This window comes from Paraburkholderia sp. BL18I3N2, assembly GCF_003001875.1.
GTDB classification, from domain to species: domain Bacteria; phylum Pseudomonadota; class Gammaproteobacteria; order Burkholderiales; family Burkholderiaceae; genus Paraburkholderia; species Paraburkholderia phytofirmans.
In genome coordinates this window covers 307,489-321,640 of record NZ_PVNC01000007.1, presented here as the reverse complement: position 1 = coordinate 321,640, position 14,152 = coordinate 307,489, and the positions used below count along the sequence as shown (strand labels likewise).

Sequence of the window (14,152 nt, the reverse complement as noted above, 5' to 3'; positions counted from 1 at the left end):
GGTAATCCTCACGCGAAGAATCGGAAAAATTCGCCAAGCCCAAGATTTACTTGATTTTTTGGTAATTTTCCGATTGACGTAAACGTTGCCGTTTCGTACTATCGGCTGCAAATTCCAGCCCTTGTGGAAGCCGAGATTTTCATGCGATTTATCTTTAGTGCGTTGCTGGTCCTGACGCTCGCCGCCTGCGCGAGCCAGGGACCGACGACGAGCATTCCGAACACCGCAACCAACCCCGCCAGTCAGCAAGCCGTAGCAGACGCCCTTCGCAAGTCAGCCACCGCCAAAGAGACGATCAACGTCGATCAAGGCTCCGTCACTCAGCTGACGAGCGCCGACGCCGACCTTTGGGGCCGTATTCGCCGTGGTTTCCAGATGCCGGACCTGCAAACTGACCTCGTCGACATGCAGGTCAACTGGTATGCGCAACGGCCTGACTACGTGCAGCGCATGACCGAGCGCTCGCAGAAATACCTGTACCACATCGTCGAAGAGCTCGAGGCGCGCCATATGCCGACCGAGCTCGCGTTGCTGCCGTTCATCGAGTCGGCGTATAGCCCGCAGGCGTTGTCGGTGGCGAAGGCGGCCGGCATGTGGCAGTTCATGCCGGGCACGGGCCGCACCTACAACCTCAAGCAGAACATGTGGCAGGACGAGCGCCGCGACGTGCTGGCGTCGACCAGCGCCGCGCTCGACTATCTGTCGCGTCTGCATGACATGTTCGGCGACTGGCAGTTGGCGCTCGCGGCGTACAACTGGGGTGAGGGCAACGTGCAGCGCGCGATTGCGCGCAATGAAGCGGCGGGCCTGCCGACCGACTACCTCAGCCTGCGCATGCCGAACGAGACGCGTAACTACGTGCCGAAACTGCAGGCGGTCAAGAACATCGTGATGAACCCGCAAATGTACGGGCTCACGCTACCGACCATTCCGAATCACCCGTATTTCGTGACGGTGACCACCTCGCACGACATCGACGTGGACATGGCCGCCAAGCTCTCGAACCTGTCCGCGGACGAATTTCGCGCGCTGAACCCGTCGTTCAGGAAGCCGGTGATTCTCGGCGCCACGCAGCCGCAAATCCTGCTGCCGTTCGACAACGCCAGCGCCTTCGAACGCAATCTGAAGACTTACTCCGGCTCGCTGTCGTCGTGGACCACGTACACGGTCACCGAACGCGCGACACCTGCGGCAATCGCGCAGAAGATTAGCGTCGACGCCGACACGCTGATGGAAGTGAACAAGATTCCGGTCGGCATGCGTTTGAAACCCGGCTCCACAATCGTGGTGCCGCGCGGTTCGGACGACGACGAGGACATCAGCGCCGACGTCGCCGAAAGCGCCGTGCTGGCCATGGAGCCCGACGTCCCCGATACGCGCAAGATGCTGATCCGTGTGCGCCGCAATCAGTCGATGGCGGCCATTGCCGTGCGCTACGGCGTGTCGGTCGGCCAGTTGAAGGCATGGAACCGTACGCATCGCGACGCCGTTTCGCGCGGTCAGGTGATCGTGCTGCACGTGCCGGTCGGCAAAGCCATGCCGAGCGAACCCGGTCCGGAACGCATCGCGACCGATGTGCAAGGCGGCGGCGTCGAGAAGATCGGCACCCGCGTCGCAGACACCAGAAGCGAATCGCGCTACGACAAGAAGAAGGGTCGTGGCCGGGCAGAGGTGGTGAAGGTTTCCGAGCCGGTAGGTAAGGTCGTCAAGCCGACGGCATCCAGCGCCAGCAAGGGCAAGGTGACCAAGGTGTCGGCTTCCACGTCCAGCAAGGCGTCGAAGCCTGCGGCAGAGAGCCACCCGAAGACCGCGGCCAGCGCGAAGAAGGGTAAGTAGACCATTGCGGTTCAACGGTAGTGACCGCATGCGTTGCGGGGCAGCGCATGAATTGCGCTCCAATCACGCACCATGCTTTTTGCAACGCCGTCACCTGTGGTGACGGCGTTTTTCATTCCGCAGATCATTCGCGCAAAGTCAGCGCTTTTCCTTTATCTTTCGTGCTTCGGTCAAACTCAATCCGCCAGCCGTCTAACTCCAAGCTCATGTCGTCGACCCAGTTGCGCGTCTTCCTGCTGTTCTCCGCCGGTTATTTTGTTTCCTACGTGTTTCGCGGCGTCAACCTCGGCTTTGCACCGTTTATCACGCACGATCTCGGTTTGTCGGCCGCGGATCTGGGCCTGCTCACCAGTCTCTATTTTCTCGGCTTCGCGGGTGCGCAGATTCCGGCTGGCGTCCTGCTCGATCACTTCGGCGCGCGGCGTGTCACGGCCGTCACGCTGCTATTTGCAGCGCTCGGCATCTGGGTGTTCGGCGCTGCCCATAGCGTCGGCGTGATGATGGTGGGGCGCCTGCTGATCGGCGTCGGCGTCTCCGTGTGCCTTGGCGCCGCCTTCAAGGCATTGGCGCAGCACTTCGCCGCCGCGCGCCTGCCGCTGATGAACGGACTGGTGATGGCGATCGGCGGCTTCGGCGGCGTGATGGTCGGCTCGCCGCTGACATGGGCGCTGACGTTCGCCAGCTGGCGCGCTGTCTGCGTCGGGTTGGGTTTGCTGACGGTGCTGGTCGCGCTGGCGCAGTGGACGCTCGCGCCGGACACGAAGGAATCGCATCATCAGGCGAGTCTGGGCGCGCAGTTCAAAGGCACGCTGCATATCTTGCGTAGCGCGGCGTTCTGGAAGATCGCGTCGTTTTCAGTCGTCACGCAAGGCGTCTTTTACGCGATGCAGTCGCTCTGGGTCGGGGCGTGGCTGCGTGACGTGCAAGGCTTCGAGCCGCGCGAAGCCGCTGCGCTTGTTTCGATTCTCGGCTTCGCGATGATGGCCGGCTGCGTGGGCTTCGGCGCGGCCGCGCGCGGTCTCGAACGGCGCGGTATCTCGCTCTATGCGTTCTGCGGCATCGGCATGGCGCTGTACGTCGTGACGCAGTTGCTGATCATGTTCAAGGCGCCGCTGCCAGCGGGCCTGTTGTGGGCGGCGTATGGGATCTTCGGCGGCACTGGCATTCTCAGCTACGCGGTTATGGCTCGGCACTTCCCGGCGCAGATGATCGGCCGCGTGAATACCACGCTGACGTTAATCATCTTTCTGCTGATTTTCGGCTTCCAGATCGGTGTCGGCGCGGTGCTGTCCCATTGGCCGGCGAGCGGCGGCCACTATCCGGCGGCCGCGCATCTGACGGCCTGGGGCATTCTCGTGGCGCTGCAGGTGGCGAGCGCGATCTGGTACGTGTTGCCCGGCCGTAAGCTGGTTCCTCCGGCCGAGGTCCACGCCGAGCAGGACGCTTGAGGTAAAGCAACCCGTAGTCTGCCGCCGGGCACGCCCTTTCGCTGGTCGTCACGGCGCTGGCGACCGGTAATTCGCTGGTCGTGCCCCATCGCGCGGCTCTGTCCCGATTCGCGCTGGCCGAAACGTTCCAGAGCACCGTCCGGGCCAGGTGCGGCAAGGCTTTCAGCGGTTTCGAGCTGCGGTGTTCCACGGGTCGACGCCATCTCGGATTTGGAGAGAAGGGCATTTTCACGCTATAATTCCGAGGTTTGAGCTTATCAACCCGCACCCTAGCGCCTACCTCTCCCATACCGTTCATCCGCCGCGCGCCACCGGCGTAGCAAGCAGGGCCCCGCCCCCAGCCGATCCGTCCACACAATGGACCCATCGCGCCCCTTGCAACGTCAACGGCAGTTCGCGAGCGAGTCTGCGCGCGCATCCTCGATGCGTTTCGCTGCGGCTCGCAGTCGGATAGACAGGTCGGCAACAGGGTGTTCCCCCAAGGAGTCTCCCGTGTTGCCGTCATTTTCTCCCGCTCTGCTCGCGCTCGCCGACGGCACGGTCTTTCGTGGTTACTCGATCGGCGCCCCCGGGCATACCATCGGCGAAGTCGTGTTCAACACCGCTATCACCGGCTATCAGGAAATCCTGACTGACCCGAGCTACGCGCGCCAGATCGTGACCCTCACGTATCCGCATATCGGTAACGTCGGCGTGAACGCCGAAGACGTCGAAGCTACGAAAGTCCATGCCGCCGGCCTGATCATCCGTGATCTGCCGGTTCTCGCGTCGAACTTCCGCATGGAGCGCACGCTCCCGCAATACCTGAAGGACGAAGGCGTGGTCGCCATCGCCGGTCTCGATACCCGCATGCTGACCCGCGTTCTGCGCGACAAGGGCGCGCAGAACGGCGCGATCCTCGCCGGTTCGGACGACGAAGCCAAGGCGATCGAACTCGCACGCTCGTTCCCGGGCCTCTCGGGCATGGACCTCGCGAAGGTCGTGTCGACGAAGGAAACCTACGAGTGGACCCAGACCGAATGGCGTCTGGGCGAAGGCTACGGCACGCAAAAGGCGCCGAAGTATCGCGTCGTGGCGTTCGACTACGGCGTCAAGTACAACATCCTGCGCATGCTGGCCGAACGCGGCTGCCACGTCACCGTGCTGCCGGCGCAAGCCAGCGCTGCTGACGCGCTCGCGCTGAATCCGGACGGCATTTTCCTGTCGAACGGCCCCGGCGACCCGGAGCCGTGCGACTACGCGATCACGGCTACCAAAGAGCTGATCGAGCGCGGCATCCCGACCTTCGGCATCTGTCTCGGCCATCAGATCATGGGCCTCGCGGTCGGCGCCAAAACCATGAAGATGAAGACGGGCCACCACGGCGCGAACCATCCGGTGAAAGATCTGGAGGATGGCCGCGTGGTGATCACGTCGCAAAACCACGGCTTCGCGGTCGATGCCGACACGCTGCCCGCCAACGCCCGCGCCACGCACGTGTCGCTGTTCGACGGCACGTTGCAGGGCTTTGCGCTGACCGACAAGCCGGCGTTCTGCTTCCAGGGTCACCCGGAAGCGTCGCCTGGTCCGCACGACATCGCCTATCTGTTCGACCGCTTCACGGCGTTGATGGACACGAAGAAGGCCGGCAAGACCGCAGCGGCATAAAGCGGCATCGAAGTCTCGGCGGCGCACGGCTCGCGCCGCGCTGCGCGCGATCGACGCACAGTGCCGCACACGCGGCGAGCCGCAGCAGACAAAGCAGAGCGCGCGCAACGCCACAGCGGCGCGCGCCGACGGAAAGAATAGCAACCAGGTTGCATGGGACCGGAGTAAGGCGCTGAAGCGCTAACTCCCGTCGACACAGGAATACATTAGCGAGAGCGTTATGCCCAAGCGGACAGACATCAAGAGCATCCTCATCATCGGCGCGGGTCCGATCATTATCGGCCAGGCGTGCGAGTTCGATTACTCGGGCGCGCAGGCATGCAAAGCGCTGCGTGAGGAAGGCTACAAGGTCATTCTCGTCAACAGCAATCCGGCGACGATCATGACCGACCCGAACACGGCCGACGTCACCTACATCGAGCCGATCACGTGGGAAGTGGTGGAGCGCATCATCGCCAAGGAGCGCCCCGACGCGATCCTGCCGACGATGGGCGGCCAGACGGCGCTGAACTGCGCGCTCGATCTGCACGCGCACGGCGTGCTGGAGAAGTACAAGGTCGAGCTGATCGGCGCATCGCCGGAAGCGATCGACAAGGCGGAAGACCGCCAGAAGTTCAAAGACGCGATGACCAAAATCGGCCTCGGTTCGGCCAAGTCGGGCACCGCGCATTCCATGGAAGAAGCGCTGGCGGTGCAAGCGGACATCGCTTCGCAAACGGGCAGCGGCGGCTATCCGGTCGTGATTCGTCCGTCGTTCACGTTGGGCGGTTCGGGCGGCGGTATCGCGTATAACCGCGACGAGTTCGAAGAGATCTGCAAGCGCGGTCTCGATTTGTCGCCCACGCGCGAGTTGCTGATCGAAGAGTCGCTGCTCGGCTGGAAAGAGTACGAGATGGAAGTGGTCCGCGACAAGAAGGACAACTGCATCATCGTCTGCTCGATCGAAAATTTGGACCCGATGGGCATCCACACCGGCGACTCGATCACCGTCGCGCCGGCGCAAACGCTCACGGACAAGGAATATCAGATCCTGCGTAACGCATCGCTCGCGGTGCTGCGCGAGATCGGTGTCGACACCGGTGGTTCGAACGTGCAGTTCTCGATCAATCCGAAAGACGGCCGGATGGTCGTGATCGAGATGAATCCGCGTGTGTCGCGCTCGTCGGCGCTGGCGTCGAAGGCGACCGGTTTCCCGATCGCGAAGATCGCCGCGAAATTGGCAGTCGGCTACTCGCTCGACGAACTCAAGAACGAAATCACCGGCGGCCAGACTCCGGCGTCGTTCGAGCCGACCATCGATTACGTCGTTACCAAGATCCCGCGTTTCGCGTTCGAAAAATTCCGCGAAGCCGATTCGCGCCTGACCACGCAGATGAAGTCGGTCGGCGAAGTGATGGCGATTGGCCGCACCTTCCAGGAATCGTTCCAGAAGGCGCTGCGTGGTCTGGAAGTCGGCGTGGACGGTCTGGACGAAAAGACCGATAACCGCGACGAGATCATCCGCGAGATCGGCGAAGCCGGTCCTGATCGCATCTGGTACGTGGGCGACGCGTTCCGTGTCGGCATGACGGCCGAAGAGATTTTCGAAGAAACCTCGATCGACCCGTGGTTCCTCGCGCAGATCGAACAGATCATCCTGAAGGAGAAGGCGCTGGCCGGTCGTACGCTCGCGAGCCTCTCCAAGGAAGAACTGAAGTATCTGAAGCAAAGCGGCTTCTCGGATCGCCGTCTCGCCAAGTTGCTCGGCGCTAAGCCGGCGGAAGTGCGTCAACGCCGTATCGAGTTGAACGTGCGCCCGGTGTACAAGCGCGTCGATACGTGTGCGGCCGAGTTCGCCACGAAAACCGCCTACATGTACTCGACCTACGAGGAAGAGTGCGAGGCGAACCCGACCAACAACAAGAAGATCATGGTGCTGGGCGGCGGCCCGAACCGGATCGGCCAGGGCATCGAGTTCGACTACTGCTGCGTGCACGCCGCGCTCGCCATGCGCGAAGACGGCTATGAAACGATCATGGTCAACTGCAACCCTGAAACCGTTTCGACCGACTACGACACGTCCGACCGTCTGTACTTCGAATCGCTGACGCTCGAAGACGTGCTCGAAATCGTCGACAAGGAAAAGCCGGTCGGCGTGATCGTGCAATACGGCGGTCAAACGCCGCTGAAGCTCGCACTGGATCTCGAAGCGAACGGTGTGCCGATCGTCGGCACGTCGCCGGACATGATCGACGCCGCGGAAGACCGCGAGCGTTTCCAGAAGCTGCTGCAGGACCTCGGCCTGCGCCAGCCGCCGAACCGTACGGCGCGCGCCGAAGACGAAGCGCTCAAGCTCGCCGACGAAATCGGTTATCCGCTGGTGGTGCGTCCGTCGTACGTGCTGGGCGGCCGCGCGATGGAAATCGTCCACGAGCCGCGCGACCTCGAGCGCTATATGCGTGAGGCCGTGAAGGTGTCGAACGATTCGCCGGTGCTGCTCGACCGCTTCCTGAACGACGCGATCGAATGCGACGTGGATTGCATCTCCGACGGTGAAGCGGTGTTCATCGGCGGCGTGATGGAGCACATCGAACAGGCGGGCGTGCACTCGGGCGACTCGGCGTGCTCGCTGCCGCCGTATTCGCTGTCGAAGGAAACCGTGGCTGAGCTGAAGCGCCAGACCGGCGCAATGGCGAAGGCGCTGAACGTGATCGGCCTGATGAACGTGCAGTTCGCGATTCAGCAGGTGCCGCAGGCAGACGGCTCGAAAGAAGACGTTATCTACGTGCTCGAAGTGAACCCGCGCGCCTCGCGCACGGTGCCGTACGTGTCGAAGGCAACCAGCCTGCCGCTCGCGAAGATCGCGGCGCGCGCCATGGTCGGCCAGAAGCTCGCCGATCAAGGCGTGACGAAGGAAATCGATCCGCCGTACTTCAGCGTGAAGGAAGCCGTGTTCCCGTTCGTCAAGTTCCCGGCAGTCGATCCGGTGCTCGGACCGGAAATGCGTTCGACCGGCGAAGTGATGGGCGTGGGCCAGACGTTCGGCGAAGCGCTGTTCAAGTCGCAACTCGCGGCGGGCTCGCGTCTGCCGGAGTCGGGCACGGTGCTGTTGACCGTGATGGACGCCGACAAGCCGAAGGCAGTCGAAGTCGCGCGCATGCTGCACGAACTCGGCTATCCGATCGTGGCAACCAAGGGCACGGCCGCCGCGATCGAAGCGGCCGGCGTGCCGGTGAAGGTCGTCAACAAGGTGAAGGACGGCCGTCCGCACATCGTCGACATGATCAAGAACGGTGAGATCGCGCTGGTCTTCACGACCGTCGACGAGACCCGCGCCGCGATCGCCGACTCGCGTTCGATCCGCATGAGCGCGCAGGCAAACAAGGTCACGTACTACACGACCATGTCCGGTGCGCGTGCCGCTGTGGAAGGTTTGCGCTATTTGAAGGACCTGGAAGTCTATGATTTACAAGGCCTCCACGCTCGCCTAAACTAAGGCTTCGAATACCTGTCCAAGATGTAAGTGCCGCGGTTAAGCGGCGTTCCGCAGGTGCTTGACGCCGGGCTTTGCCCGGCGCTCTGGCCCCCACGGAATGCACTTAACCGCGGTGATTTTTTTTACGGCTGTTTTTTGCATAGAGTTGTTTATGAGCACTGTTCCATTGACTAAGCGCGGCGCGGAAATGTTGCGCGATGAATTGCAGCGCCTGAAATCGGTTGAGCGTCCTTCGGTGATCAATTCGATTGCGGAAGCGCGTGCCCAGGGCGATCTGTCGGAAAACGCGGAATACGACGCGGCGAAGGAAAAGCAAGGCTTTATCGAAGGCCGTATTGCCGAAATCGAATCGAAGCTGGCCGGCGCGCAAGTCATCGATCCGGCGGCTGTGGAAGCGGACGGACGCGTGGTGTTCGGCGCGACGGTGGAACTGGAAGATCTGGATTCGGGCGCGTCGGTCAAATATCAGATCGTCGGCGACGACGAAGCGGACATCGACCATGGCTTGATCTCGATCAGCTCGCCGATTGCGCGCGCCCTGATCGGCAAGTCGGAAGGCGACGTTGCGTCGGTGCAGGCGCCGGGCGGCGTGCGCGAATACGAAATCATCGCGGTTAGCTACGTTTGAAGGCGGTTCCGGTGTCCCTGATGCCGCATCGATTTTTCCGGTTATTGACGGTGGTGTGGGTCGGTAGTCTGCTGACTATCGGCTATGCGGTCGCGCCTGTGCTGTTCACCTCGCTCGACCGGATGACGGCCGGCGCGGTGGCCGCGCAACTGTTCCGCATTGAAGGCGTGTTGGGTGCGGTGTGCGGCATTTTGCTGCTCGGTCTCGCGAACGTCCTGGTTCGGCGCGGCAGCGATGCGTATCGCCGGTTGCGCTGGCTGATCGCCGGCATGCTGGTGTGCGTACTGGTTGGTTACTTTGCGTTGCAGCCTTTTATGAATGCAATGCGCATTGCCGCGCTCGAGGCGGGCAGCGATGTCGGGCATTCGGCTTATGCAACACGCTTCGGCATTTTGCACGGCGTGTCGAGTCTGTTCTACCTGATCGAAAGCCTGCTGGGTGTGGCGCTGGTGTGGAAACTGCCCGCCGGCGCAGGCGTCGCGTCCGCAGAGCAGGGTGCTCGCGGCACGGCGGGGAACGTCGCCGGCTGACACGAGCGGCCGTGGCTGCTTTCAGGCGCTGAGTATGCAAACTGGAGCGCGACGAGCGTGCTGGGTGAGCAACGTTGAGCTCCGTGGTCGTGAGATCAAGCGGCCCACGTCAAGGTGCGGACACCGCCCGCACCGCTCATCATTCGCTTATTTCGACGACTGATGCGAGCGCTTCGCGCTGGTCTGGCGCTTCTTGGCGCGCTTGATGTTGCCGCCTTGCGTCACGCGTTCATTGCCGCGCACCACGACTGCTTTTGCCTTAGGTTTGCGCATCGGGATTTCGCTGGGCTTCACGACCGTCACCACGCGCGGCGCGCGGCCCTTACCCGGTTTGGCTTCCACCGCGGCTTCGCGGGCGCTCGGCAGGGCGCCGCGCTTGGTCTTCACGGCCGGCTGTGCGGCTTCCGGCTTCCAGATCACCAGCAGCTTGCCGATATGCTGGATCGGCGCGGCGTTCAGCTTGTCGCAGATTTCTTCATAGATCGCGATGCGCTCTTCGCGTTCGTCGCCGAACACGCGGATCTTGATGAGCTGATGAGCGCCAAGGTGGACCTTGATCTCGGAGAGCACAGCGTCGGTCAAGCCTTCGGCGCCGACGAGCACGACCGGTTTGAGCGCATGTGCCTGGGAGCGCAACTCGGCGCGTTGGTCGGAAGAGACTTTGAGGGCGGGCATGGAAAGTGGGAGACTCGACTAAAATGGCGGCACCTGCATTTCCGAGAGATTCGGCCAATTGCGCAGGGCGGCGCGTCAGAACAACAGAATCGCGGATGACTGCCAGTTTTGGCGGCGTCCGCGCGAATTAACCGCGTATTATCCCCTAAAGCGTGTCATAACGCAGCAAGAGTTCAACGCTTAATGGCAAAAAACAAATTCAACACGGCGTGGTTGCACGATCACATCAACGACCCGTACGTAAAAATGGCGCAGCGGGAGGGCTATCGTGCCCGCGCAGCCTACAAGCTCAAGGAAATCGACGAGCAGGACAAGCTGATCCGTCCCGGCCAGGTGATCGTCGACCTCGGTTCGGTGCCGGGCAGTTGGAGCCAGTACGCGCGTAATAAGCTTGCCAAGGGTTCGCAGCGCGACGCCGAGCGCGAAGGTGGCATCGACGGCACGATCATCGCGCTGGACATCCTCCCGATGGAGCCGATCGCCGACGTCACGTTCATTCAGGGCGACTTCCGCGAAGACACCGTCCTCGGTCAACTGGAAGAATTGGTCGGCGAACGCCAGGTCGATCTTGTAATTTCGGATATGGCGCCCAACCTGTCGGGAGTGGCGGTGGCGGATGCCGCGCGAATCGAGCATCTGTGCGATCTCGCGCTGGAATTCTCACAAAATCACCTGAAGCAGGATGGTGCCCTTTTAGTCAAATGCTTTCACGGCAGCGGTTACAGCCAGATTGTCGAAAAGTTCAAGCATCAATTTAAGGTGGTGGCGGCCCGCAAGCCGAAAGCCTCGCGGGACAAGTCGTCAGAAACGTTTATTTTGGGTAAGCATCTCAAGCGGCCCGCATAGGACGCTGCAGGACGGTTCCGCATCTGCCGATAATGCGATCATGGCCTCGGAAATGGGTGCTGCAATGGCCCGCTGTCCTATTTCTGTGGTAGTGAAACCTTATGGCAGGGGTCTGCGGACTGGATTAGAATGCTTTCGTGGTGCCGCAAGGCAAATGTAGGCGCCCGTCTAAGTGAAGGAGTGGTGCTTTGAACAACAATATGTTTTCGAAAGCAGCAGTGTGGCTGGTTATCGCACTGGTGCTGTTTACGGTGTTCAAGCAGTTCGACAAGCCCCGTGTCCAGGAAGGCGTTTCCTATTCGCAGTTCATGGACGACGCGAAGAACGGCAAAGTCAAGAACGTCATTGTCCAGGGGCGGAACCTCACGGTCACTCCAGCAGACGGCCAGAAGTACCAGATCGTGTCGCCCGGCGACATCTGGATGGTCGGCGATCTGATGAAGTATGGCGTTCAGGTGAGCGGCAAGGCTGATGACGAACCGAATGCGCTGGTGTCCGCGCTGTACTACCTCGGGCCGACGATCCTGATCATCGGTTTCTGGTTCTACATGATGCGACAGATGCAGGGGGGCGGGAAAGGTGGTGCGTTCTCGTTCGGTAAATCCCGTGCACGTCTGATCGACGAAAACAATAACGCAATTAATTTCACCGACGTTGCCGGTTGCGACGAAGCCAAGGAAGAAGTCTCCGAACTGGTCGACTTCCTGCGCGATCCGCAGAAATTCCAGAAGCTGGGCGGGCGCATTCCGCGCGGCGTCCTGCTGGTCGGGCCGCCGGGAACCGGTAAGACGCTGCTGGCGCGCGCAATCGCCGGCGAGGCAAAAGTGCCGTTCTTCAGCATCTCGGGTTCGGACTTCGTCGAAATGTTCGTCGGTGTCGGCGCGGCTCGTGTGCGAGACATGTTCGAGCAGGCCAAGAAGCACGCACCGTGCATCGTGTTCATCGACGAAATCGACGCGGTTGGCCGTCATCGCGGCGCCGGCATGGGCGGCGGTAACGACGAGCGCGAACAGACGTTGAACCAGATGCTGGTCGAGATGGACGGCTTCGAAGCGAACTCAGGCGTGATCGTGATTGCTGCAACGAACCGTTCGGACGTGCTCGACAAGGCGCTGCTGCGTCCGGGCCGTTTCGACCGCCAGGTGTATGTCGGTCTGCCCGATATTCGCGGCCGTGAACACATCATGAAGGTTCACCTGCGCAAGGTGCCGATTTCGAACGACGTCGATGCAGCGGTGATCGCACGCGGCACGCCGGGCTTCTCCGGCGCCGACCTCGCGAACCTCGTGAACGAAGCAGCTTTGTTCGCGGCTCGCCGCGGCAAGCGCATCGTCGAAATGACGGATTTCGAAGACGCGAAGGACAAGATCTTCATGGGCCCGGAGCGCAAGTCGGCCGTGATCCGCGAAGAATCGAAGCGCGCTACGGCGTACCACGAGTCGGGTCATGCAGTGATCGCGAAGCTGTTGCCGAAGGCCGATCCGGTGCACAAGGTCACGATCATTCCGCGTGGCCGCGCATTGGGCGTGACATGGCAGTTGCCGGAGCATGACAACGAGACGTATTCGAAGGACTACCTGCTGGATCGTCTCGCGATCCTGTTCGGTGGCCGCGTCGCGGAAGAGCTGTTCCTGAACCTGCTCAGCACCGGCGCGTCGGACGACTTCAACAAGGCGACGCAAACCGCGCGCGCCATGGTGGCTCGCTTCGGCATGACGGACGCACTCGGACCGATGGTCTACGTCGACGACGAAAACGACGCCACGCCGTTTGGCCGCGGCTTCACGCGCACCATTTCGGAAGCGACGCAGCAGAAGGTCGATGCCGAAATCCGCCGCGTGCTGGACGAACAGTACAACCTGGCGAAGCGCTTGCTGGACGAGAACCGAGATAAGGTCGAAGCGATGACCGCCGCACTGATGGAGTGGGAGACGATCGACGCCGATCAGATCAACGACATCATGGCCGGCCGTCCGCCGCGTTCGCCGAAGAGCTCGACGCCGTCGGCAACCGACGCCTCGTCGGGCGGCAGCCCGGGCACCGAGGTCAAGCCGGGCAGCGCAACGGCGCCGGCCTGATAGGCGACCAGTAGAAAGTGCGGGCCGGTGTGTTTCACACCGGCCCGTTTTGCATTTATCCGTTTGCGCGAAGCACTACCACGTGTCGAAAGTCGAATCCCCTTTTTTGCCTATTCCCGAGCCGCTGCAATGCGGCCGCTTCAAGCTGACCTTTGAACGCCCGTTGGTCATGGGCATTCTGAACGTCACTCCCGATTCTTTTTCCGACGGCGGCAAATACGCAATGCGCGGCGATGCGTTGCGCCAGGCCGAGCGTATGATGCTCGACGGCGCGGACATCATCGATATCGGTGGCGAATCGACGCGCCCGGGCGCCCCGCCGGTGCCGCTCGACGAAGAACTGGAGCGGGTGATCCCGCTCGTCGATCAATTGCGCGGCGCGAATGTGCCCTTGTCGATCGACACCTACAAGCCCGAAGTGATGCGCCACACGTTGGCCGCCGGCGCCGATCTGATCAACGACATCTGGGGCTTCCGGATGCCCGGCGCGATCGACGCCGTGCGCGACAGCGAGTGCGGCCTGTGCGTCATGCACATGCTCGGTGAGCCGCAGACCATGCAGCTCGGTGAGCCGGTCTACGACGACGTCGTGAGCGAAGTTCGCGATTTTCTTGAGGAGCGCGTCGCGACACTTGAGCGGGCGGGCATTGCGCGTGCTCGTATCAGCGTGGACCCGGGTTTCGGCTTCGGCAAGACGGTAGTCGAGCATAATTACACGCTGCTCGCGCATCTGCCGGATACGGCGCCGCGAGCCGAGCCTCCGTATCCGATTCTTGCTGGCATGTCGCGCAAGTCGATGGTCGGCGCGGTGGTGGGACGCCCAGCGCCGGAACGCGTCGCCGGCAGTATTGCGGCGGCGGTGTGCGCCGCTGAACGGGGCGCTGCGATTCTGCGCGTGCACGACGTCGCGCAAACAGTAGATGCATTAAAAGTATGGGCAGCTATGCGCGACGCGGCGGATCACAGCCGCGCGCGCGGTTGAACCCACA

General features: G+C 62.1%; 10 protein-coding genes. 9 read left to right on the top strand and 1 reads right to left on the bottom strand.

Going from position 1 to position 14,152, the window contains the following annotated elements; all coding sequences use genetic code 11:
• Window positions 1-141: 141 nt before the first annotated feature.
• From B0G75_RS21205 to B0G75_RS21180, 6 genes are all read left to right on the top strand, one after another.
• Window positions 142-1,836 (top strand): transglycosylase SLT domain-containing protein, encoded by a 1,695-nt coding sequence (locus tag B0G75_RS21205; RefSeq protein ID WP_106310081.1) that lies wholly within the window; start codon window positions 142-144, stop codon window positions 1,834-1,836.
• 206 nt (window positions 1,837-2,042) lie between these two features.
• On the top strand, window positions 2,043-3,284 hold the full coding sequence (locus tag B0G75_RS21200; RefSeq protein WP_106309793.1) for a nitrate/nitrite transporter: 1,242 nt from the start codon (window positions 2,043-2,045) through the stop codon (window positions 3,282-3,284).
• Between the two features lie 492 nt (window positions 3,285-3,776).
• Window positions 3,777-4,931 carry a glutamine-hydrolyzing carbamoyl-phosphate synthase small subunit gene (gene carA, locus B0G75_RS21195; RefSeq protein ID WP_106309790.1) on the top strand — a complete coding sequence of 385 codons (1,155 nt, stop codon included), beginning with the start codon at window positions 3,777-3,779 and terminating at the stop codon, window positions 4,929-4,931.
• Window positions 4,932-5,151: 220 nt separating this feature from the next.
• Window positions 5,152-8,406, top strand: coding sequence for a carbamoyl-phosphate synthase large subunit (carB, locus tag B0G75_RS21190; RefSeq protein ID WP_106309787.1), 3,255 nt, complete (start codon window positions 5,152-5,154; stop codon window positions 8,404-8,406).
• A gap of 151 nt (window positions 8,407-8,557) precedes the next feature.
• Complete coding sequence (greA, locus tag B0G75_RS21185) at window positions 8,558-9,034, top strand: transcription elongation factor GreA (RefSeq protein WP_012433846.1); 477 nt, start codon at window positions 8,558-8,560, stop codon at window positions 9,032-9,034.
• A gap of 20 nt (window positions 9,035-9,054) precedes the next feature.
• Window positions 9,055-9,564, top strand: coding sequence for a DUF4149 domain-containing protein (locus tag B0G75_RS21180; RefSeq protein WP_106309784.1), 510 nt, complete (start codon window positions 9,055-9,057; stop codon window positions 9,562-9,564).
• Window positions 9,565-9,711: 147 nt separating this feature from the next.
• Here the strand turns inward: B0G75_RS21180 and B0G75_RS21175 are convergent, their stop codons facing one another.
• Window positions 9,712-10,239: a YhbY family RNA-binding protein gene (locus tag B0G75_RS21175; protein WP_012433844.1), complete on the bottom strand. Its 528-nt coding sequence runs from the start codon at window positions 10,237-10,239 to the stop codon at window positions 9,712-9,714.
• 183 nt (window positions 10,240-10,422) lie between these two features.
• Here B0G75_RS21175 and B0G75_RS21170 point away from each other — a divergent pair, with 183 nt between their 5' ends.
• The 3 genes from B0G75_RS21170 (at window position 10,423) to folP (ending at window position 14,145) form a co-directional block, all read left to right on the top strand.
• Window positions 10,423-11,085 (top strand): RlmE family RNA methyltransferase, encoded by a 663-nt coding sequence (locus B0G75_RS21170; RefSeq protein WP_106309781.1) that lies wholly within the window; start codon window positions 10,423-10,425, stop codon window positions 11,083-11,085.
• Between the two features lie 188 nt (window positions 11,086-11,273).
• Window positions 11,274-13,163 (top strand): ATP-dependent zinc metalloprotease FtsH, encoded by a 1,890-nt coding sequence (gene ftsH, locus B0G75_RS21165; RefSeq protein ID WP_106309778.1) that lies wholly within the window; start codon window positions 11,274-11,276, stop codon window positions 13,161-13,163.
• A 169-nt stretch (window positions 13,164-13,332) separates the two neighbouring features.
• On the top strand, window positions 13,333-14,145 hold the full coding sequence (gene folP / locus B0G75_RS21160) for a dihydropteroate synthase (RefSeq protein ID WP_374956909.1): 813 nt from the start codon (window positions 13,333-13,335) through the stop codon (window positions 14,143-14,145).
• Window positions 14,146-14,152 lie beyond the last annotated feature (7 nt).